This window comes from Haloprofundus salinisoli, from assembly GCF_020097815.1.
Classification (GTDB): Archaea; Halobacteriota; Halobacteria; order Halobacteriales; family Haloferacaceae; genus Haloprofundus; species Haloprofundus salinisoli.
Map to the genome: position 1 here is coordinate 1,202,592 of NZ_CP083663.1, position 20,688 is coordinate 1,223,279.

Sequence of the window (20,688 nt, forward strand, 5' to 3'; positions counted from 1 at the left end):
ACGCTTTTTTCGCGATCCGCAGACGCAACGCTGACGGTGTCGACGCGTGAGCTACCGACAATGGCTACTGCAACGAACGGCAGCGTCTCGCTTCACTACCAGACCGACGGCGACGGCGAAACCGTCGCGTTCGTCGGCGACGCGGGGTACGGCGCGTGGCAGTGGGGCTGGCAGCACGCCGCCGTCGCCGGTCCGTTCGAGAGCCTCGTCTACGACCAGCGCGGCGTCGGGCAGTCGGACGCTCCGGACGGATCGTACACCGTCGGCGAACTCGCACAGGACCTCGAAGTCGTCCTCGCAGACCACGGCGTCCGGAAGGCGCATCTCGTCGGCGCGGGTCTCGGTGGGATGGTCGCACTCCGGACCGCGCTCTCGTCGAACCGCGTGGCGAGTTTGACGCTTCTGAGTACCGCCGCGACGGGAGATGGGTTGGAGTTCACGCCGCTGTACGGGAGTCCCGACGACCGAGACGACCTCCGCCGGGCGACCGAAGCGGCCCTCTCGTCGTCGTTCGTCGAGCGCCATCCCGACGCCGTCGACCGAATCGTCGCGTGGCGCGCCGACGAGGACGCGTCGCCGGGGGCGTGGGACGCACAGACGAGCGCCGTCGAGCGATTCGACGTGAGCGACCGACTGTACGAGGTGACGGTTCCGAGTCTCGTCCTCCACGGGACCGCGGATTCGACGTGGCCCGTCGAACGCGGCCGCGAGCTCGCCGACGACCTCCCGCGAGGGACGTTCGAGGCAGTCGAGGACGCGGGTCACCTCGTCGGCGTCGAGGCGTCGAAGGACGTCAACGACTGCCTCCTGGCGTTTCTAGAGGACCACTCCGACGTGGAGTACCTCTGAGACGCGCCACACAGACGTCGGCAGGATTCGCCCGGACGCAACGCCTTTCAGGCCCGAGAGCCTGATGCTCCAGCATGAGCAGACTCCGCTTTGCGCTTCTCGACGCCTCTCACGGCAGCGAAAGCACCAGACGAAACTTCAGACGCGAACTCGACGCCGACCTCGTGGAGTTCGCCGCCAGCGAGGGAGAGCTGCCCGACAGCTACGAGTACGACGGCGTCGTCGTCACCGGTTCCCGCGCGTCGGTGTACTGGGACGAAGAGTGGATTCCGCCGCTCGTCGACTACGTCGCCGAGGCTGCCGAGAGAGACATCCCGATTCTCGGCGTCTGTTACGGCCACCAAGTGCTCGCAGAGGCGCTCGGCGGCCGCGTCGGCGGGATGGACCAGTTCGAAATCGGTTACAACGAGATCGAACACCTCGACAACGACCCGCTGTTCGACGGCATCGGCGAGCGCTTCACCGTCTTCACGACTCACGGCGACGCCGTCCTCGAACTGCCGCCGGGTGCGGAGCTACTGGCCAAAAACGAGTTTGGCGTCCACGCCTTCCGAAAGGGCAACAGCTACGGCGTGCAGTTCCACCCCGAGTACGACACGGAAACCGCGCGCGAGGTGACCGACGGCAAGCGCGAGCGACTCGGCGACGAGCGGGTCAACACGGTGCTCGCGGGCATCACGACTAAGAAGTTCGACGCCGCCTGCGAGGCTAAACAGTTGTTCGACAACTTCGTCGCGCACGCGAAGCGCGTCCGCGAGGAACGCCGCACCAAGCGGGCGGCCGAAATCTGAAGGGACGCGAAGTAACAAGACACTTATCAATTTCGACGGAACTGACGCGGTGATGTCCTCCAACAAGCGGCGCAAATTCCTCGCAACCTGTGGAGTCGCCGCCGGGTCGCTGGCGACTGCTGGCTGTCTCGGAACCGACGTCTTCTCGTCACCGACCGTCGTCGCGGCCGTCGAGTGGAAGAACGTCCGTGTGACCGACGAGCGGAGCAACCGTCCGTACGCAGAAGTCCGGCCGACAGACGGCCCGGTCGTCAACCGCGCACCGATTTCGCTCGGCCTTCAGACGATTCGATACGACGACGACGGGTCGTCGACTTTCGAAGACGGCTCGCTTTCGGTCAGCGAGGGGATGGCCACGACGTTGGGGTCCGCGTACGAACGAGTCGAGTACAGCATCGTTCTCACGCTGTACGAACCCGAGAACGTCGCGGACGTACCGACGGGGAACTCCTACGGCTACCGAATCGACCGAGAGGGCTTCAACCGCGTCGACCCGGGAAACCGGGTCGTTTTCCGCTTCGAGAAGCGCGACGACCTCCCGTATATCGCCGACGTGGTGGACGTGACGGCCGGAGAGTCCTAGCGCCGAGACGACCCGTCCGGCGCGTCAACAGGCAACATTTGCGAACGCTTTTTCACACGACGCCGCGCAGAGTCGTACATGCTCGATTACGTAGATCTGGAGGCCGACCTCGACGAGGAGGAGCGGATGATTCGCGACACCGCCCGCCGATTCGTCGACGAGAAGGTCAAGCCGGAGATCGGCGACCACTACGAGGCGGGGACGTTCCCCGAGGAACTCATCGGTGAGATGGGCGAACTCGGCTTCTACGCGCCGAACCTCGACGGCTACGGCCTCCCGGACGTGGGCGAGCGCGCCTACGGACTGCTGATGCAGGAGTTGGAGGCCGGCGACGCGGGCATCCGGTCGATGGCGAGCGTGCAGGGTGCGCTCGTGATGTACCCCATCCACGCTTTCGGCAGCGAAGAGCAGAAAGAGCGCTGGCTGCCGGATCTGGGAACCGGCGACGCCGTCGGCTGTTTCGGGCTGACCGAGCCGAACCACGGGTCGAACCCCGCGGGGATGGAGACCCGTGCGGAGCGCGACTCCGCCGAGGAAGCCTCGGCTGACCCCCGAGAAGCGACGAACGCTTCTCGGGACGGCGACGAGTACGTCCTCAACGGCTCGAAGACGTGGATCACGAACTCGCCCATCGCCGACGTCGCCGTGGTCTGGGCGCGCGACGCCTCCGCCGACGGGTCACCGATTCGCGGCTTCCTCGTCGAAACCGACCGCGACGGCGTGACGACGAACAAGATAGACGACAAACTCTCGATGCGCGCGTCCATCACGGGCGAAATCGGTCTCAACGACGTCCGCATTCCCGAGGAGAACGTCCTCCCGGGCGTCGAGGGGCTGAAGGGCCCGCTGTCGTGTCTCACGCAGGCGCGGTTCGGCATCGCGTGGGGCGCGGTCGGGGCCGCGCGCGACTGTTTCGAGACGGCGCGGCAGTACGCAACCGACCGCGAGCAGTTCGGCGGTCCCATCGCGCGCTTCCAGATTCAACAGGAGAAACTCGCGGAGATGGCGACTCAAATCACGACGAGCCAACTGCTGGCGTACCGTCTCGCCGAGTTGAAAGAGCGCGGCGATCTCCGATCCGAGCAGGTGTCGATGGCCAAGCGCAACAACGTGCGGATGGCGCGCGATCAGGCGCGAATCGCCCGCGAGATGCTCGGCGGCAACGGCATCACGACCGACTACTCGCCGATGCGGCACCTCTCGAATCTGGAGACGGTGTACACCTACGAGGGTACCCACGACATCCACACCCTGGTGTTGGGGAAGGATCTCACCGGGATTGCGGCGTTCGAGTAGTGTGTCGCGAGATATCGCAATCGCGGTGAGCAACCGGGATTGCGGCGTTCGAGTAGTGTGTCGCGAGATATCGCAATCGCGGTGAGCAACCGGAATTGCGGCGTTCGAGTAGACGTGTCGTGAGAAATCGCGGCCGCGTCGACAACGAGTCCGACTATCTTACAGTCAATTTCTGAACCACTTTTCTGGATACGCCGCAGACGTTGGAAATCGGGCACCTCTTCCGGTTGGGGATGTACGTTTCGGTTGTGACACGGGCGGGCAGGCTTTACCTGTCGACGACGTAGCGTCGGACGAGCCATGACCACTCCAGCGTACAACGGCTCAGCCGAACTCGACCTCACGCACGCCGAGTCGTGGGTCGTCCACGCCGCCGTTCTCGCGGCCATCGAGCGCACGCTCGACACTGGGCAGAGACCGATGCAGGAACACGCCCTCCGCGAGAAGGTCGAAGAGGACGAAACGTTCACCGGCAGCGAACTCCGGAGACTCCGACAGATGCTTGCGACGTATCTGGATTCCGCACCCGAACGTGACGTCGAACCCGGCGAAGCCGTACTCGGCTACATCCGCCGAACCATCGATTGACAGTCGCCCTCGGTCCCCGAACCGAGCGAACGCGCCGCCGTCTCGCCGCCCCCGTCAGATCGACGACCGGCTGACGAGACGTCCCCACACCGCCCGTCGGTCGGCGGCCCATCGATAGAGTCGCTCGCGGACCGACGGATACGCCGGTACTCGCCGAAGTACCGAGAACACTCCTTTGAAGACGGGATGTGACGCCGCGAGCGCTCGCTCCGCGGCCGCCCCGCAGGAGTAGACCGTGTCGTCGATGAGGAGGTGCGCGCACGTCTCGTAGTCCGCCGGAAGGTGAGTGAGGTGGTCGTCCGTGAGTTCTGCGAAGCCGACCAGCTCGAACCCCCCGTAGCGGCCGGCGACGACGGCACACCACGTGCAGAAACCGCAGTCGTCGTCGTACACGAGACGTGGCGCGGACATACGCTCCCGTTCGACGGCCGCTCCCTTAATGTTCTCCGTTTTTCACTCCTCCCAGTAGCTGACGGTGTCGTCGCGGCGGTAGTAGCCCTCGACGACTCGCGGGGCGTCGCTGCCGGGGGCCGACCCGGCGAAGATGCCGATCTTCCGCGAGTCGGGGTAGACGCTCACCTCCGGATCGTCCATCGTCGACAGCATCAGGTAGCAAAGCGGTGTCTCGGACTCGTTGCGGACCCGGTGGGCGCTCTCCTCGCCGGCCGGGAGGGCGACGTAGTCGCCTTCGCGCAGGTCGTGCTCGTCGCCGTCGAGGCGGAGTATGCCGCGACCGGAGAGCACGTAGATGGCCTCCTCGTTGCCCGTGTGAAAGTGGTACGGCCACGAGTTACCGCCGGGCGGGAGTTCGTAGAGGCTACAGCCGAGACGCTTGCCGCCGGCGGCGCTGGCGAGTTTCTTCCGGCGAAAGTGGGTGTCGTCGCGCTCGGTCTCGCTCCAGTCGAGGTCGTCGTCGTTGACAGGTTCCATACGCCGAGTTCGGCACCGACCGCTATCAATCCAGATGAGAAAACCACTTGATTCGACCGAATCGAGGGATGAGAACGCCTTCTGAGAGCATAAAATCTCGCGGAGACGCCGTCGTTTCACTCCGCTCGCGGAGACGTGCGCTTAAGTAGCTGACTCTCTCACCGTTCGGTAATGGGAATCGACCCGAACTTCGACGCAAATCGAGAGAAAATCGGCGAGGAGAACGGCGTCGACGTGTGGGGGCCCGTCGACCCGCCGGAGAAACTCGGCATCCACGGCACGCACGTGGCCGTCGACTACGACATCTGCTTCGCCGACGGCGCGTGTCTCGAAAACTGCCCCGTCGACGTGTTCACGTGGGTGGACACCCCCGGCCACCCCGAGAGCGAGAAGAAAGTCGAACCGACCTACGAAGACCAGTGTATCGACTGCATGCTCTGTGTCGACATCTGCCCCGTCGACGCAATCGACGTGGACGCGAGTCGGGACTGAGCGAGCCGTCGTTTCTCCGCGCGACAGTCACCAGCGACTGATAGTCCGGTACGCCGACCGATGTGTAGTTAGAACTTCGTGGCCGTGGCACGTGACCTGTATGACCTCTGAAGATGTCACGGACACGCTGAAACAGGCGTACATGGACGAGATCGAGACGGTGATGAACTACCTGACGAACTCCATCGTCCTCGACGGCGTGAGCGCCGAGGAAGTCAAGGAGTCGCTCCACGAGGACATCCAGGAGGAACTCAGTCACGCGGAGATGCTCGGTGAACGCCTGAAACAGCTCGACGAACAGCCACCGGGCTCCGCCGAGTTCAAACCCAGCCAGGAGACGCTTCAACCGCCGGAGGACACGACGGACGTGTACTCCGTTATCGACGGCGTGCTCGACGCCGAGGAGGACGCCATCGAGACGTACCGGACGCTCATCAAGCAGGCCGAGGAGGCGGGCGACCCCGTCACCGAGGACATCGGCGTGACCATCCTCGCCGACGAGGAGGCTCACCGCACCGAGTTCCGCGGCTTCAAAAAGGAGTACAAGGGCGACCGAGCGTGAGAGACGGCGGATAAGTCGGTTCAGTCGGCCGTCGCCGGACGACCGTCTTCACCGACCGACGACGCTCGCGCTTCCTTCGCGTCGAGCGCTTCGATGAGCAGCTCGGCGACGTCGACGATTTCGAGGTCGTCTTCGAAGTTCCCCGTCTTTCGGCCGTCCTCGTACATCGTCATGCACATCGGGCAGGCGACGACGAACTTCTCGACGGCCGACCCGGCGTCGGTGTCTTCGAGCGCCTCGCGGAGCCGTTCTTCGCTGGGTTTCGGCTCTTCGTCGAACTCCATCCAGAGACCGCCGCCGCCGCCCCCGCAGCAGAAGGAGTCGGCGCGGTTGCGCGGCATCTCGTAGAGGTCGCAGCCCGTCGCGCGGATGATGTCGCGCGGGGCTTCGTACACGTCGTTGTAGCGGCCGAGATGGCAGGGGTCGTGGTAGGTGACCGTGTAGTCGAGCTCCGTGCCGTCGAGACCGAGGCGGCCGTCGTTGACGAGCTGTTCGACGACCTGCGACCAGTGGTACACCGGAATTTCGCCTCCCTGGTTCCAGAACTCGTCGTACTCGAACGGCATCACGGGGTCGTCGGCGAACTCGCCGAAGTCGATCTCGGGGTACTCGTTCTTCATCGTGTTGTACGAGTGCGGGTCCGTGCAGACGATTTTCTCGAACTCGCACTCCTCGAACGTCTCGACGTGGTGGCCGGCGAGTTCGAGGTAGAGGAACTCCTCGCCGACGCGACGGATGTCGTTGCCGTCGAACTTCTCGTCGTCGAAGAGGATGCCGAAGGAGACGCCGGCGCGCTCGAACAGCGTGGCGAGAGAGCGCGCGACCTTCTTGTTCCGGTCGTCGTAGCTCGGGTAGTCGCCGACGTACCAGAGGAACTCGACTTCCTCCTCGCGGGCGTCGGTGAGCTCGAAGTCGAGGTCCGTCGCCCAGTCGGCGCGCTTGCGCGGCGGGTCGCCGAACGTGTTGCCCTTCTGCATCAGATTACCGAAGACGTCCTGCATGTTCGACTGCACCGCCCCCTCGTCGGTGAGCTGGCGGTTCATCCGCGTGAAGGAGTTCAGGTGCTCGATCTCGACCGGACAGGCGTCCATGCAGGCCATACAGGCCATGCACGACTCCATCGTCTCGGCGGCGATAACCGCGTTCCCGCCGTCGGCGACGATGGGTTTCTGCTCGGTCTCGCCGGCGTCGAGCGACTCGCGGTAGGATTTCAGGTCGAGAATCACGTCGCGCGGGTCGAGCGGTCGGCCGGAGGCCTTCGCCGGGCAGACCGACGAACAGCGGCCGCACTTCGTGCAGGCGTCCTGGTCGAGTATCTCCTTCCAGGAGAAGTCGTCGATGGAGTCGGCGTTGACGTGGTCCAGGTCGGCGGGGACGCCCGGGAGGCGCTTTCCCGCCCGCTCGTCGCGGGTGACGACGTTGGCGAACGACGAGAGCATGTGGAACGGCTTCGCGTAGGGAATCCACGCGATGAAGCCGAGCGCGAGAAGCGAGTGACTCCACCAGCCGAACCAGTACAGCGACTCGGCCTGTCCGGCCGACATCCCCGCGCCGTCGAAGACGAGCGCGAGGAAGTAGCCGACGAAGCTCACCGTCTCGAACTCGGGGAAGCCGGTGCCGACGATGCGGAGGGCCTCGATGAGGTAGCCGCCGACGCCGAGCAGAAACAGCGTCCAGATGAACGCGTCGTCCTCCATCGAGGTGTGTTTTCCCCAGAGTCGGTCGTGACGGACGACGTACCGTCGGTACAGCGCCATGGAGACGCCGACGACGAACAGAAAGCCCATCGCGTCCATCACGAGCGAGTACGAGAGGTAGAACTCGCCCCGGAAGAACGACCCCTGGCCGAGCAGTTTCGTCCAGAGGTCCATATCCACCATCAGGATGGTCGTCCCGATGAGCAGCGTCAGAAAGCCCCAGAGGATGAACGCGTGCATCACGCCCGCGTAGAGGTCGCGGTCGAACTGCTTCTCGTTCGAGAGGACGATTCGCGCCGCGGTGTTAACTCGCTCGGGGAGGTTGGTGAGACGGTCGAAGGGTTCGTCGCTGCCCCGGGTGTAGCGGGCGAATCGCTCGTAGACGCCGTAGGCGAAGACCAGAATCACCAGCGCCGCCAGCCAGTAGAAGACGGCTTCGCCGACGTGGCTGATGGTCCAGAACGTCTCCCGCGTCGGCGTCCCCGACTGCAGGAGCGTCGCTGGAACGCTCGGAGACGGCGCGAGCATGCCGCCTACCTGCAAATCTATCATACTCAATCACCGGGGTACGGACCGGTTAAATCTTGCCACCGGCTTCGCCGCGCGAGAGAGCACGAAGCGGGCGGGAGCGATAGACGGCGTGGCGGTCAGAGAAGCGCCCACAGCGCGAGAACTACCGCGACGGCAAACCCGAGCGAGTCCAGACAGCCGAACCGCAGCGTCGGGAGCGTCGGATTCCACGCGAAACAGCGGGCGCGAAGCGCGAGCGACAGTCGGTCGGCCCGGCCGAACGCGCGGTTCAGTCCCGCAACCGACGTGAGTCGAATTCGCTCGACGACCGGTCGCTCGTCGCCGAGGCGGGCGGCCATCGCCTCGCGCGTCCGCTGCAGATCCGAGAGTAGGAGGGGAAAAAAGCGGAAGACGAGCGCGATTCCCATGCCGAGAAACGGTCCGAGTTTGCCGGGGACGGTACGCTGGATGGCCGCTCGGGTGTCGCGGACGGGCGTCGACCGAACGTAGGCGGCGGTGACGAACAGCACGAGGAGTGCGCGATAACTGGCGAGTGCGGGGTCGTAGGCGTCGGCGACGACGACCCACAGCGGCCCGAGCGTCAGCGCCGAGACGAGCGGTCCGGCGACCAGAAACGGGAGGACGAACCGATACTCCCGGAGCGCCGCCAGCGGCGAGAGACCTGAAGAGAGGAGAAGCGCGGCGGTCACAGCCGAGAGCACGAGGAGGCCTCTCGGCGTCTCGTGAGCGAACGCGGCGGCGACGAAGGCGAACTGCACGAGCAGTTTGGTCCGCGGGTCGAGACGGTGGGCGAGCGAGTCGCCGGGCATGTAGCTCAACACGAGTCGGCGGGCGGGACGCGCACGTCGAGGTCCGCGAGCGCTTCGCGGGTCGACGCCGATTCGGGGTCGCCGTCGACGACGACCCGCCCGTCGGCCATCGCCACGACCCGGTCCGAGAGCGAGAGGAGGTCGCGCAGGTCGTGCGTGACGACGACGACGCTCGTCCCCCTCGCGTGAAGCGACCGGAGGCGGTCGAGAACCGAGCGCCGCGCGGGTTCGTCGAGGCCGGTGAACGGTTCGTCCAGCACGAGGTGCGTCGGGTCCATCGCCAGCGCGCCCGCGATAGCGACGCGTTCGCGCTCGCCCCCCGAGAGGTCGGCCACGCGCTCGTCTCCTCTCCCTTGGAGGTTGACCGCCGAGAGCGCGGCGTCGACGCGACGGTCGATTTCGGGGCGAGAGAGGCCGAGGTTCTCGGGCCCGAACGCCACGTCCGCACCGATAGTAGCCGCGACGAGTTGGTCGCGCGGGTCCTGAAACACCATCCCGACGGCTGTTCGGGCGGCGACGAGGTCCTCGTGGACTGCTGTGCCGTCGACCGACACCTCGCCCGCGTCGGGGTCGAGGAGGCCGTTGAAGTGGCGGACGAGCGTCGACTTTCCCGACCCATTCGCGCCGACGAGCAGGACGAACTCGCCGTCGTCGACGGTGAGCGACACGTCGTCGACGGCGACGGTGTCGCCGTAGCGGTGCGAGAGGTTTCGGACCCGAATCATCTACGCGGCGGCGATGGCGTCCGAACGGACGATGCCGACGGCGGCGGCGATTTTCAGCGCGTCGGTGGGGAGGAACGCGGCCGCGCCGACGGCAAACGCCTCGCCGACGCCGATACCGAGGACGGCCATCAGCCCGGCCACCCCGAGCGCGTAGATGACGACGGTACCGGCGACCATCGCACCGACGAGCAGCGGCGTGCTCGCCGCGCGGTAGTCGCGGAGTGAGACGCCGCGGTGGACGACGACGCCGACGAGGGCGGCGGCGACGGGGTACGACCAGAGGTAGCCGAGCGTCGGGTCCGCCAGCAGCGAGCCGAAGCCGGCACCGCCGCCCGCGAAGACGGGGACGCCCGCCGCGCCGGCGGCGAGGTACAGCACCATCGCCGCGCCACCCCAGACGGGGCCGAGCATGATTCCTGCGAGGAAGACGCCGAGCACCTGCAAGGTGACCGGCGCGGGAGAGATGGGATTCGGAAACGAGACGTAGGCGAACGCGCCCATCAGCGCCGCGAACAGCGCGGCGCGGGCGACGTTTTTCACCGTCTCGTCGCCGACGAGTTCGACGTTGTCCGTCGATGTAGCCATGGTTCGATTGTCTCGTAAACCCACTTTAACACCACGGTTTACGACACTCTGTACTCCGTGTGAGTTGGCAGTAGGCTTTTGTACGGCAGGGATGTCTAATAGCCACCATGGACGAGAAGACGGCGGAACTCCGGGACATCTTCATCGATACCACCGGTTCGGACACCGTCACTGAGAGTCAGGAGGAAAAGCGGGGATCCCTGACCGAAGACGAGGAGAACATCGAGCGCCGACTCGACGAACTCGTCACGAGGATGCGGAGTCGCTACGAGTTCACGAGCGACCTCGAAACCGCGACGCTCGTGCAGGTCGTTCGCGGATTCTACGACGAGCAGTCGAACGAGGAACTGGCCGCAGAACTGAATCTCGACGAGTCGGAACTGTTCGACGCGCGGATGGACCTCCACCTCGTGAGTGAGTCGGACCGCGACGCGCCGTTCGCACTCGACGACCTTCGGACGCTCGTCGTCGACGACGTGCCGATGAGCGAACGGGCCGCCGAACTCGACAGCGACGAGGCGACCGTCCGTCGGTACTCGGCCGTCGTGGAAGCCGACCAGCGCTCGACGCGGGCGAACGACCGCTTCCGCGACGAGTTCGCCGAACTGCTCACCGACTCGGACCTCTCGGCGCGTCTCGCCGAGACCGCCCGCGAGGACGGCCTGAAAGAGGCGACCGAAGACATCGAGACGAACGTATCCTTCTAAACCGACCTTTTTCTTCGTCGGATTTCCTCGCGTGGCGGAGCCACGCTGCGGGAACCCTCCTCGAAAAACGTCGATGAAAAAGGCCGCTCGCTCGGCCTTCGGCCTCGCGTGCGGAACGGTAAACTGGGTGGACCACTTTCGAACCGCTCCGCACAGTACTCGCCCGCATCGCAACACCACCAGCCGTAGGTTCAAGTACCGAAATGGGACCAATCTGTTTCGTGCCAACGTTCACAGACCTTTCGCGGGCGACGTACTGCCCGCGGCAACTGTACTACGCCCGCCGCGACGACAAGCGCGGGCCGCCGCCGGAGGTCGCCGAGGTGCGAGAGTTGGCGTTTCGTTACGAGGAACTGCTCGATGCCGACGACGAGACGATTCGAGCACTCCCAGTCGCCGTCGAACCCGACGACTACCGCGGGGCGCTCCGCCGCCTCCGCGAACGCGACGAGTGGACGGCCCTCTGCGACCCGAGAGAGCGCGAGCGTCTCCTCCGCGGGAGGGACGCCCGCGGCATCGCGCACAAGATTCTCCCGGGCGAGTCCGAAGACGACCCGCCGGTTCCGACGCTCGTCTCGCCCGGAGAGCCGCCCGAGCAGGGAGTGTGGAAGCCGCAGAAAGTGCGCGCCGTCGCCGCGGCGAAAGCGCTCTCCTGGGAGCAAGAGCGCGAAGTGCCGCGGGCGCTCGTCGAGTATCCGGCGGTCGGCGTCGTCCGAACGGTTCGGCTGACGACCCGAGCGAAGGCGGTGTACCGCACCGCGGTTCGGACGGTTCGGTCGATGGACGGTCCCCCGCCGCGACTCCGCGGCAGCGACAAGTGTTCGTCGTGCGAGTATCGGAGTCGGTGCGGCGTCAGAACGCGGTCGCTGCGGTCGCTGCTCGGGCTGTGAGCGCTGACACCGGAGCGTTCACTCTCGCGCCAGCCACGCCTCGATGTCGTCGGCGCGCGCCCCGCGGCGATGGATGACGTTCTCGCCCACGTCGACTACCGTGCTCTCGGTGCCGGGCGTCTTGCCGCCGTCGAGGACGGCACCCACCGCATCGCGGATTTCCGGGTCGAGTTCGTCGACGCGGCGGACGCTCCCGGCCCCGCTCCGGTTGGCGCTGGTCGCGGTCAGCGGCGTCGGCGCGAGTTGCGAGAGGAGTTCGAGCGCCAACTCGTGGTCCGGGACCCGGATACCGACGCGCTCGCGACCGGCGGTGAGAACGTCCGGAACCCTCTCCCGGCGAGCGGTGACGACGGTGACCGGACCCGGGAGGAACTCACGCATGAATCGCACTTCGCGGTCAGTCGGGTCGGTGTGCGACAGCGCCGCGTCGACGCTCGGGACGCCGAGCGACAGCGGCTTGTCTCGGGCCCGACCCTTCAACTCGAACACCCGCTCGACGGCATCGGCGTCGAGGGCGTTCGCGCCGAGTCCGTACACCGTCTCCGTCGGGTAGACGACCGCCTCCCCGCGTTCGACGGCGGTGGCGGCGTCTGCGACTGTGTCCATGTCCGTGGATAGCCGGTCAGGGAAAAAAGCGTGCTGCGTTCGGTCGGCGCTCGAGCTCGCGCTCAGACCAGGTCGTCGATGGCCGATTCGACTTCGTCGTAGTCCGGGAAGTCGGGCCACTCGCTTGCTACCCAGGCGTACTCGACGGTCCGGTCGTCGTCGAGCAGAAACACCGCCGGGCGGGCCTCGCTCACGCCCGCCATCCCGTCGAGGTCGTTCTCGACGCCGTAGTCGGCGGCGACGCCGTTTTGTGGGTCCGAAAACAGCGAGTACGGCATCTCGCGCTCCTCGATGAGCGTCTTGTGCTCGTACGGCGAGGAGATGGAGAGGCCGACGACGGTCAGCCGGTCGCCCCACTGTCGGTCGCGCATCTCGTTCCACATGTACGTCGCCGGGAACGCGCCGTCCATCGCGTAGAAGACGAGGAGGACGGGGCCGTCGTCGGTGAGCTCCGAGAGCGACGCGTCCTCCCAGAACTCGGTGTTGACGAGCGGGCGGGTGAAGTCGGGTGCCGTGTCGCCGACGTCGACGTGGTCGGTCTCGGGGAGGTCGACGACCTCGAAGTCGGCCATTACGCCGCACCCCCGTCGCCGTACGTCTTGTCGAGGTACTCGACGATGTTCGCCGACTCCGACATCGTCAGGCCGGTGTTCTCGTCGACGATGGCCGGGACGGTTCGTTTACCCGAGATTCGCTTGACGACGTTGCGCTGGGAGTGCATCGGTTCGATGAACCGCGACCGGTAGTCGAGGTCGTACTCCTGGAGTTTGCGGACGACGCGCTCGCAGTACGGACACGCCTGTAGTCGGTACAGGGTAATCGCAGGTTCGTCTGACATACGATACGGTAAGGACGTTCGCGGCCTAAGCGCTTCGCTCGCGGAACCCGACTGCTGAGGAGGACAACTCTTAATTCGAGTCCAAGATAAGAACACGTGTCACATGGGTTTGCCGTTGCTACTTACAGCTCATTCTCTGTCTCTTCAGTCCGCACAAGCGATTGGTCCCATCCCGGTCAACTCGACGACCGTCGCCGTCGCCGGTATCGTCACCATCGGGATTCTCATCACGCTGTCGGCGTTTTTCTCCTCCTCGGAGATCGCGATGTTCTCGCTGGCGATACACCGCGTCGACTCGCTCGTCGAAGACAACGTCCCGAACGCGAAGACGGTGCAGTCGCTGAAGCAGAACCCACACCGCTTGCTCGTGACGATCCTCGTCGGCAACAATATCGTCAACATCGCCATGTCCTCCATCACTACCGGGTTGCTGGCGTACTACAACTTCAGTGGCCTCGAATCGGTGCTCATCTCGACGCTCGGCATCACGACGCTCGTGTTGCTGTTCGGCGAGAGCGCGCCGAAGTCCTACGCGGTCGAGAACACCGAGTCGTGGGCGCTGCGCATCGCTCGTCCCCTGAAGTACTCCGAGTACGTCCTCTACCCGCTGGTCGTCTTCTTCGACTACCTGACGCGGGTCGTCAACAAAGTCACCGGTGGACAGTCCTCCATCGAGTCGTCGTACATCACCCGCGACGAGATTCAGGACATGATCGAGACGGGCGAGCGCGAGGGCGTCATCGAGGAGGAGGAGCGCGAGATGCTCGACCGCATCTTCCGCTTCACGAACACCATCGCCAAAGAGGTGATGACGCCGCGTCTCGACGTGACCGCCGTCCCGAAGGACGCCACCATCGAGGAGGCCATCGAGACGTGCGTCCAGGCCGACCACGAGCGCATTCCCGTCTACGACGGCAACCTCGACAACATCATCGGCATCGTCAACGTCCGCAACCTCGTCCGTGAACAGCACTACGGCGAAGGTGGCAGCGACCTTAGCGACGTGGTTAACCCGACACTGCACGTTCCCGAGTCGAAGAACGTCGACGAACTGCTCGCGGAGATGCAGGACAACCGCCTCCAGATGGTCGTCGTCATCGACGAGTTCGGCACCACCGAGGGTATCATCACGCTCGAAGACGTCGCCGAGGAGATCGTCGGCGACATCCTCGAAGGCGACGAGGAGGAGGCGTTCGACACCGTCGACGAACGCACGACGCTCGTGCGCGGCGAGGTCAACATCGACGAAGTGAACGAAGTGCTGGAGCTCGAACTCCCGGAGGGCGAGGAGTTCGAGACGCTCGCGGGCTTCATCTTCAACCGCGCGGGTCGACTCGTCGAGGAGGGCGAGGAGATCGAGTACGACGGCGTCGTCATCCACATCGAGGAGGTCGATAACACCCGCATCATGCGCGCGCGTATCACGACACCCGAATCGACGACCGAGAACGAAGAGGAGACGGAGGAAGAAGACGACCGCGAGCAGTCCTCGGAACCCGACCAACCGCGTCGAACGTGAGGCGCGTCGGACGACGGTCGGGACAGTACGCGACCGCGACGGCGAACCGGTCGCTGGTCGACGATTCCCGACGTTATCACTACCCCCCGCCATCCAGTTCACGCCGGAAGCGGCGGAGAGGCGGTCTCACGCCGACAAGAGCATCTCGATGCCGGTGAAAAGTCCGTAGCCGAGCGCCAGTGCAAGCGCCAGCGACCCGACCCACGCGAGTACCGTGTACAGCATCTTCTGTCGACTCACGCCGCTGCCGCCGGCGGCGTAGCCGCTGCCGATGATGGCGCTGACGATAATCTCGTTGAACGAGACGGGGATACCGAAGGCGACGGCCGCCTGCGCGATGGCGAACGAGGGGATGAGCGCGGCGATGGACCGACGCGGGCCGAGCGAGGAGTAGTCCTGAGCGATGGCCTTTATCATCCGGGGCGCGCCGGTCCACGACCCCGCCAACAGCCCGAGTCCGCCGCCGACGAGGACGACTACCAGCGGAATCGGCGTCGACGGGCCCAGAAGGGGGACGAGCGGGCCGATGGCGAGGCCGACCTGACTGCCGCCGGCCGAGAAAGCGACGAGTCCGCCGAGCGCCAGGAGAAACCGCCGCTGCCCGGCGGCGGCGTCGCGTACCATCTCTCGGTAGAGTGCCGCGACGACGAGCGCCGCGAGCACGAGCGTGACGAGGATGCGGCCGACCGGGAGTCCCGACACCGACGGGATGCCGAGGCGGGTCGCCGTCGCGACGGCGATACTCGCTCCGGCGCTTCCCGGCCCGAGCACCGAGAACTGGACGTTGGCGACCAGCGCGCCGACGAGACCCGCGAGAAACGGAACCGCGAGGCGCTCGGCGACGCGTTCGCTTCGGAGCGTCTTGGCCGTCGCGTAGGCGATACCGCCGCCGACGAACGGCGTGAGCACCCACAGCGCGACGATTTCCTGGTACTTCGCCCAGGCAGGCGCGCCGCCGAGGGCGAGCCCCACCCCGACGACGGCACCGGTGACGGTGAACGCCGTGGCGATGGGGTAGCCAGTGAAGACGCCGACTGCGACGAGCGCGGCGGCCGTCAGCAGTCCGACCGTCGCCGCGATGGCCGACAGCTCGACGCCGACGATGAGTTCGGTTCCGACCGCCTCGGTGACGCTCGCGCCCTGTAGCACCGCGCCCGCGAAGCCGAGAATGCCGACGATGAAGCCCGCGCGCATCACCGAGATAGCGTTCGCTCCGACGGCGGGGGCGAACGGCGTCGACCCCGACGACCCGGCCCCGATGGCCCACGCCATGAACAGACTGGCGAGGGCCGCAACGGCGAACGTCGCAACCGTCTCGACGGCTACCATTCTGTTCTTTGCTGTGCGCGCAGCTTACAAGTGCCTACCGGGAGTCGGCGAGTTTCGAGGCGAGTTCGGCTCGTCCGAGGCGCGGGTCGAGTCAGCGTTGGCGCCCTTCCTGATACCCCTGCTGGAGGCCCGTGACCGTCCGACGGACGAAGAGGTACATGAAGAAGACGAAAAGCAGCATGGCGAGAACGAGGCCGACGAACACCGGGTCGTTCCCGAGCGCCTCGACGACGGTGTCGACGAGAGACCCCTGGGCGACGACGGACGAGGATTCAGACATAGCGACCACTCGCCGCGGCGGCCCTATAGCCGTTTCGCCCGGGAGAGACGCCGACGTGAGGGGAACGCTCTTGTGTGCCGCCTCAGAACCGTGGGTCGATGGCCGGCCTGTTGCCCTCCACTCCGGACACCTCCGACGCAGACCCCGGCGACCCACGCGTCATCGGCCTCGACAGCGACGCCGCCGACGAGCTGCTCTCGGCGCTGTCGTCGCGGACCGCCCGGCGCGTCCTCGCGGCGCTGCACGAGGAACCGACGACGCCCGCCGCCCTCGCCGAGCGCGTCGACACGTCGCTGCAGAACGTCCAGTACCACCTCGGCAGCCTCGAAGACGCGGGTATCGTCGAAGTCGTCGGCACCGCCTACTCCGAGAAAGGCCGCGAGATGAAAGTGTACGGCCCCTCCGACAGTGCCTTGGTCGTCGTCGCCGGCCGAGAGGAGGAGACGAACGGCCTCCGCGCGCTCCTCTCTCGGCTCGTCGGCGGCGTCGGCGTGCTCGGCGTCGCGAGTCTCGTCGTCGACCGCCTGCTCGGCGGCCCGACGGCCGACTTCTCGCCGTTCGCCACCGGCTCCGAGGGCGGGGCCGGGGGCCAGAGCGGCGAGTACACGGCCGGGTCGGGTGACGGCGACAGCGCGACCGGCGGAGGTGGTGTCGGCGGCGACGCGGGAGACGGCGCGGACGCCGAGGAGAGTGACGACGGCGACGCCGGCGAGTACGACGTCAGCGCCGACGGCAACGAGAGCGTGACGGTCTCGGAACCGACCGAAACCGCAGACGCGACGACCGCCGGAGCGCCGGAAGCGGAGACGACGGTGGAGGAGGGTGCGGCGGCGACGCGGACGCCGGCGGAGACGGCGCAGTCCGACGCGGCGACCGAGACGTTCGCCGAGACGGCGGCCGACGGCGGGAGGACGACGACGCAGGCGGCCGCCGACAGCGCGACGGAGGTGTCGGGCGAACTGCTCGACGCCGGCGGACAGTCGCTCGTCGACGTCCTCGCCGTCTCGCCGGGCTTTCTGTTCTTTCTCGGCGGCGTCGCGGTGCTTCTGGTCGCGCTGTACGTGCGTTCTCGCCGATAGGTAAAACGAGCGTTTGACCTTACGGTGCGTATTTGACATCTGGGCCGATAGATGAGAGTGCAACCGCCTCGCTTCGGCCCACCGTGACCGTCGCCCCCCTCGGCGTCGCGCCGGTCCGCGTGTCGACCGAACGGACCGACGGGGCGGTTCACGGCCCTCCACCCTCCCGGCCCTCCACTCGCCCTCCTCCCTCTCACCCTCAGCATCCTCAGCATCCGAAATCCCCGGCTGCGTCGGCTACTTCGGGTCGATGCGGAACGTCTCGAACGCGTCGCCGTCCGGCGTGCAGAGGTGACCGCGGAGGCCAGCGCCTTCGGGCACCAACTCGGCGTGCGCCGCCCGGTAGCCGCGCGGTTCGGCGTGACTGCCCGGGTTCAGAAGCGCCAGCGGTCCCGTCGCGTCGAACCCCGGTCGGTGGCTGTGGCCGTAGATGACCGCGTCGGCGTCGCGTTCGCGCCCGAACAGCGTGAGCGCCGTGTCGCCGCCGCGGCGGGTGTGCGTGACGGCGAAGCGAACGCCGGCGTACTCGACGGTCCGGGCGGCGGGCAGTCGCTTGCGGATTCCGGTGTCGTCGTTGTTGCCGGAGACGCCGCGGAACGTCGCGGACTCGTCGACGAACGCGTCGAGCACCGTCTCGGTCATGAAGTCGCCGGCGTGGACGACCATCTCTGCGTCGCGGACGGCCTGCAGCGTCCTGCCTCGTAACCGATGCGACTCGGTCCCGTGTGTGTCGGAGACGACGGTGAGCACAGCGGGTGTAAGGACCGGCGGATACTGAAACTACCCGCTGGCTTGCCCGTGCGGGCAAAACGGCTATCAGTTAGTGTTGTGACCGATTGACCATGGCAGGGAGCAAATCGGTCGTCATCGCCGCGCTGATAGCCAACGGGGCTATCGCGATTCTAAAGTTTCTCGGCTTTCTCGTGACCGGCAGCCCGTCGATGCTTTCAGAGACGTATCACTCCATCTCCGACACCGGTAATCAGGTGTTCCTGCTCGTCGGCATCCGTTTCAGCGGCAAAGACCCGACCAGACAGCACCCGTTCGGCTACGGGAAGTCACAGTTCTTCTACAGCTTCCTCGTCGCGGTGATGCTGTTCGGCATCGCCGGCTGGGAGAGCGCCAAGCACGGCTACGACGCCATCATGCACCCCGGGCACGGCGCCGGGTATCAGATGATCGAGCTGCTCGGAGTTACGTTCAACTCCGTCTGGGTGAACGTCGTCATCCTCGTCGGTGCCATCGCCTTCGAGACGTACGCGTTCGTGAAAGCCAACGCCGAGCTCCAGAGACAGATAGACGAGTACGGGTGGAGCGGCATCCCCGAAGCGTTCCGCAAGACCAGCGACGTGACGACGCTCACGGCGTTCACCGAGGACGCTATCGCACTCGGCGGGGCGGCTATCGCGCTGGTCGGCGTCCTGCTGTCGTACATCCTCCAAGCGCCGATTTACGACGCGGTTGCGTCGCTCGTCATCGGGTTCCTGCTGATGGGCTTTGCCATCGCGCTGGCGTGGGAGAACAAACGCCTGCTCATCGGCGAGAGTCTCCCGAAAGACGTCGAGGAGAAACTCCGCGCAGTCGTCGCCGAGCATCCGGGCGTGACGGGTATCGACAGTTTCCGCTCGGTGTACGTCGGTGCCGGAAAAGCGCTCATCACCGTGGAAGCGAAGTTCGACGGCGAGCTCATCACGGGCGACATCGACACCGATATCGCAGAGATAAAGTCGAAACTCGAAGCGGCGGACGACCGCGTCTCGTACATTAACATTGAACCTGAGGCCTGAACGACGCAGGAACTCTTCGGGGCGAACGGCGTCTCACGAAACGAGTCGCTAGCTCGGGTCGGTGAACGCGAGAAAAACGCACTTGGTACGACAACTGTCGCACCGAGGCGCCGGTGTCCGAGTTATCGACACCACCCCGTCTCTGAATACTACCGATTGATATATAAATTCTGCTGATGTTCTCAGTGGTCGAAACGAGCCGTCGAACGGACGACGCGACCAGGAGCGTCGACGCGAGTCGTCAGTCGTCGAGCGCCAGCGACGCCAGAAGCGCCTCCAGTTGGACCTGCTCGTTCGCACCTTCGGTGATGCGGTAGTCGGCCTCGCCGATGCGCTCCATCAGGCGGACCGCCGCGCGGTCGTCGAGGTCGAACTCCCACACCGAGCGGTGCAGTTGGTCGATGATGTCGCCGCCGGCCATCCCCACGTCGGTGAGCAGGTGGTCGAGTTTCGAGCGCGCGGCCGCGAAGTCGCCGTCGAGCGCCCGGGTCACCATCTCCTCGATGTCCTCGGGGCGGGCGGTGGAGGTGATCGCGTAGACGGCCTCCTCGTCCACCGTCTCGCCGGTGGTCGCCGCCGCCTGCAGCGAGTTGATGCCGCGGCGCATGTCGCCGTTGGCCGCGTAGACGAGCGCGTCGGCCCCCTCGTCGGTCAGGTCGATTCCCTCCACCTCGGCGATGTGGCGGACCGTCTCCTCGACGGCCGCGTCGCCGAGCGGCGAAAAGCGGAACACCGCACACCGCGATTGGATGGGGTCGATGATCTTCGAGGAGTAGTTACACGAGAGGATGAAGCGGGTGTTGTCGGCGAACTGCTCCATCGTCCGGCGCAGCGCCGACTGGGCGTCGTTGGTCAGCGAGTCGGCCTCGTCGAGGAAGATGATGCGGTAGTCGTGGCCGCCGAAGGAGGCGCGCGCGAAGTTCTTGATGCGGTCGCGCACCACGTCAATGCCGCGCTCGTCGGAGGCGTTGAGTTCCAGGAAGTTCCCCCGCCAGTCCTCGCCGTACACCTCGCGGGCGATGGCGGTGGCACAGGTCGTCTTCCCGACCCCCGCCGGCCCCGCGAACAGCAGGTGCGGCAGGTCGCGTTGTTCGATGTAGCTCTGGAGGCGTTCGACGATACGGTCCTGTCCGACCACCTCGTCGAGCGTCTGCGGGCGGTACTTCTCGATCCAGATTTCTCGACCCGGCGTTCCCTCGGCCTCGCTCATACCAT

The 20,688-nt window shown here is 66.1% G+C and carries 25 protein-coding genes; 12 read left to right on the top strand and 13 right to left on the bottom strand.

Annotated elements, in window-relative coordinates; all coding sequences use genetic code 11:
* The first annotated feature begins 60 nt into the window (after window positions 1-60).
* The 5 genes from LAQ73_RS06390 to LAQ73_RS06410 all read left to right on the top strand — a co-directional run bounded on the left by LAQ73_RS06390 (window position 61) and on the right by LAQ73_RS06410 (window position 4,107).
* Window positions 61-849 carry an alpha/beta fold hydrolase gene (locus LAQ73_RS06390; protein WP_224270402.1) on the top strand — a complete coding sequence of 263 codons (789 nt, stop codon included), beginning with the start codon at window positions 61-63 and terminating at the stop codon, window positions 847-849.
* A 74-nt stretch (window positions 850-923) separates the two neighbouring features.
* On the top strand, window positions 924-1,640 hold the full coding sequence (locus tag LAQ73_RS06395; RefSeq protein WP_224270403.1) for a type 1 glutamine amidotransferase: 717 nt from the start codon (window positions 924-926) through the stop codon (window positions 1,638-1,640).
* A gap of 52 nt (window positions 1,641-1,692) precedes the next feature.
* Window positions 1,693-2,223, top strand: coding sequence for a twin-arginine translocation signal domain-containing protein (locus tag LAQ73_RS06400; protein ID WP_224270404.1), 531 nt, complete (start codon window positions 1,693-1,695; stop codon window positions 2,221-2,223).
* Window positions 2,224-2,301: 78 nt separating this feature from the next.
* Window positions 2,302-3,519 carry an acyl-CoA dehydrogenase family protein gene (locus tag LAQ73_RS06405; protein ID WP_224270405.1) on the top strand — a complete coding sequence of 406 codons (1,218 nt, stop codon included), beginning with the start codon at window positions 2,302-2,304 and terminating at the stop codon, window positions 3,517-3,519.
* A 300-nt stretch (window positions 3,520-3,819) separates the two neighbouring features.
* Window positions 3,820-4,107 carry a DUF7853 family protein gene (locus LAQ73_RS06410; RefSeq protein WP_224270406.1) on the top strand — a complete coding sequence of 96 codons (288 nt, stop codon included), beginning with the start codon at window positions 3,820-3,822 and terminating at the stop codon, window positions 4,105-4,107.
* 54 nt (window positions 4,108-4,161) lie between these two features.
* Here the strand turns inward: LAQ73_RS06410 and LAQ73_RS06415 are convergent, their stop codons facing one another.
* Together LAQ73_RS06415 and LAQ73_RS06420 are read right to left on the bottom strand one after the other, a co-directional pair.
* Window positions 4,162-4,518 (bottom strand): DCC1-like thiol-disulfide oxidoreductase family protein, encoded by a 357-nt coding sequence (locus LAQ73_RS06415; protein WP_224270407.1) that lies wholly within the window; start codon window positions 4,516-4,518, stop codon window positions 4,162-4,164.
* Between the two features lie 42 nt (window positions 4,519-4,560).
* Window positions 4,561-5,037, bottom strand: coding sequence for a cupin domain-containing protein (locus tag LAQ73_RS06420; RefSeq protein ID WP_224270408.1), 477 nt, complete (start codon window positions 5,035-5,037; stop codon window positions 4,561-4,563).
* Between the two features lie 171 nt (window positions 5,038-5,208).
* Here LAQ73_RS06420 and LAQ73_RS06425 point away from each other — a divergent pair, with 171 nt between their 5' ends.
* On the top strand, window positions 5,209-5,529 hold the full coding sequence (locus LAQ73_RS06425) for a 4Fe-4S dicluster domain-containing protein (RefSeq protein WP_224270409.1): 321 nt from the start codon (window positions 5,209-5,211) through the stop codon (window positions 5,527-5,529).
* A gap of 100 nt (window positions 5,530-5,629) precedes the next feature.
* Entirely contained in the window at window positions 5,630-6,091 is a 462-nt protein-coding gene (locus tag LAQ73_RS06430; RefSeq protein WP_224270410.1) for a ferritin-like domain-containing protein, read from the top strand.
* Window positions 6,092-6,111: 20 nt separating this feature from the next.
* Here LAQ73_RS06430 and LAQ73_RS06435 read toward each other — a convergent pair whose 3' ends face one another.
* From LAQ73_RS06435 to LAQ73_RS06450, 4 genes are all read right to left on the bottom strand, one after another.
* Window positions 6,112-8,316: a (Fe-S)-binding protein gene (locus LAQ73_RS06435; RefSeq protein ID WP_224270724.1), complete on the bottom strand. Its 2,205-nt coding sequence runs from the start codon at window positions 8,314-8,316 to the stop codon at window positions 6,112-6,114.
* 119 nt (window positions 8,317-8,435) lie between these two features.
* The gene (locus LAQ73_RS06440; protein ID WP_224270411.1) at window positions 8,436-9,140 is read right to left on the bottom strand and encodes an energy-coupling factor transporter transmembrane component T family protein; all 705 of its coding nucleotides are present in this window, start codon (window positions 9,138-9,140) and stop codon (window positions 8,436-8,438) included.
* Window positions 9,134-9,853, bottom strand: a complete 720-nt coding sequence (locus LAQ73_RS06445; protein WP_224270412.1) for an energy-coupling factor ABC transporter ATP-binding protein — start codon at window positions 9,851-9,853, stop codon at window positions 9,134-9,136. Before LAQ73_RS06445 ends, LAQ73_RS06440 begins: the two co-directional genes overlap by 7 nt.
* A complete protein-coding gene (locus LAQ73_RS06450; RefSeq protein ID WP_224270413.1) occupies window positions 9,854-10,438 on the bottom strand; it encodes a biotin transporter BioY in 585 nt (194 codons plus the stop codon).
* 107 nt (window positions 10,439-10,545) lie between these two features.
* On the opposite strand from LAQ73_RS06450, the gene LAQ73_RS06455 reads away from it, so the two are divergent.
* The gene (locus LAQ73_RS06455; protein ID WP_224270414.1) at window positions 10,546-11,145 is read left to right on the top strand and encodes a conditioned medium-induced protein 4; all 600 of its coding nucleotides are present in this window, start codon (window positions 10,546-10,548) and stop codon (window positions 11,143-11,145) included.
* Between the two features lie 221 nt (window positions 11,146-11,366).
* Entirely contained in the window at window positions 11,367-12,035 is a 669-nt protein-coding gene (locus LAQ73_RS06460) for a CRISPR-associated protein Cas4 (RefSeq protein ID WP_224270415.1), read from the top strand.
* Window positions 12,036-12,053: 18 nt separating this feature from the next.
* Here LAQ73_RS06460 and LAQ73_RS06465 read toward each other — a convergent pair whose 3' ends face one another.
* The 3 genes from LAQ73_RS06465 to LAQ73_RS06475 all read right to left on the bottom strand — a co-directional run bounded on the left by LAQ73_RS06465 (window position 12,054) and on the right by LAQ73_RS06475 (window position 13,479).
* Window positions 12,054-12,641 (bottom strand): L-threonylcarbamoyladenylate synthase, encoded by a 588-nt coding sequence (locus LAQ73_RS06465; RefSeq protein ID WP_224270416.1) that lies wholly within the window; start codon window positions 12,639-12,641, stop codon window positions 12,054-12,056.
* 62 nt (window positions 12,642-12,703) lie between these two features.
* Window positions 12,704-13,213: a redoxin domain-containing protein gene (locus LAQ73_RS06470; RefSeq protein WP_224270417.1), complete on the bottom strand. Its 510-nt coding sequence runs from the start codon at window positions 13,211-13,213 to the stop codon at window positions 12,704-12,706.
* The gene (locus LAQ73_RS06475; protein WP_224270418.1) at window positions 13,213-13,479 is read right to left on the bottom strand and encodes a glutathione S-transferase N-terminal domain-containing protein; all 267 of its coding nucleotides are present in this window, start codon (window positions 13,477-13,479) and stop codon (window positions 13,213-13,215) included. The genes LAQ73_RS06470 and LAQ73_RS06475 overlap by 1 nt, the downstream gene beginning before the upstream one ends.
* 103 nt (window positions 13,480-13,582) lie before the next feature.
* On the opposite strand from LAQ73_RS06475, the gene LAQ73_RS06480 reads away from it, so the two are divergent.
* On the top strand, window positions 13,583-14,998 hold the full coding sequence (locus LAQ73_RS06480; protein ID WP_224270419.1) for a hemolysin family protein: 1,416 nt from the start codon (window positions 13,583-13,585) through the stop codon (window positions 14,996-14,998).
* Between the two features lie 126 nt (window positions 14,999-15,124).
* Here the strand turns inward: LAQ73_RS06480 and LAQ73_RS06485 are convergent, their stop codons facing one another.
* Both LAQ73_RS06485 and LAQ73_RS06490 read right to left on the bottom strand, forming a co-directional pair.
* On the bottom strand, window positions 15,125-16,327 hold the full coding sequence (locus tag LAQ73_RS06485; protein WP_224270420.1) for an inorganic phosphate transporter: 1,203 nt from the start codon (window positions 16,325-16,327) through the stop codon (window positions 15,125-15,127).
* A gap of 91 nt (window positions 16,328-16,418) precedes the next feature.
* Complete coding sequence (locus tag LAQ73_RS06490; protein ID WP_224270421.1) at window positions 16,419-16,607, bottom strand: DUF7859 family protein; 189 nt, start codon at window positions 16,605-16,607, stop codon at window positions 16,419-16,421.
* Between the two features lie 98 nt (window positions 16,608-16,705).
* On the opposite strand from LAQ73_RS06490, the gene LAQ73_RS06495 reads away from it, so the two are divergent.
* Window positions 16,706-17,686 carry a helix-turn-helix domain-containing protein gene (locus LAQ73_RS06495; protein ID WP_224270422.1) on the top strand — a complete coding sequence of 327 codons (981 nt, stop codon included), beginning with the start codon at window positions 16,706-16,708 and terminating at the stop codon, window positions 17,684-17,686.
* A gap of 237 nt (window positions 17,687-17,923) precedes the next feature.
* Here the strand turns inward: LAQ73_RS06495 and LAQ73_RS06500 are convergent, their stop codons facing one another.
* Window positions 17,924-18,436 carry a metallophosphoesterase gene (locus tag LAQ73_RS06500; RefSeq protein WP_224270423.1) on the bottom strand — a complete coding sequence of 171 codons (513 nt, stop codon included), beginning with the start codon at window positions 18,434-18,436 and terminating at the stop codon, window positions 17,924-17,926.
* A 92-nt stretch (window positions 18,437-18,528) separates the two neighbouring features.
* Here LAQ73_RS06500 and LAQ73_RS06505 point away from each other — a divergent pair, with 92 nt between their 5' ends.
* Window positions 18,529-19,473, top strand: a complete 945-nt coding sequence (locus LAQ73_RS06505) for a cation diffusion facilitator family transporter (protein ID WP_224270424.1) — start codon at window positions 18,529-18,531, stop codon at window positions 19,471-19,473.
* Window positions 19,474-19,714: 241 nt separating this feature from the next.
* Here the strand turns inward: LAQ73_RS06505 and LAQ73_RS06510 are convergent, their stop codons facing one another.
* Window positions 19,715-20,683, bottom strand: coding sequence for a replication factor C small subunit (locus tag LAQ73_RS06510; RefSeq protein WP_224270425.1), 969 nt, complete (start codon window positions 20,681-20,683; stop codon window positions 19,715-19,717).
* Between the last annotated feature and the right edge of the window lie 5 nt (window positions 20,684-20,688).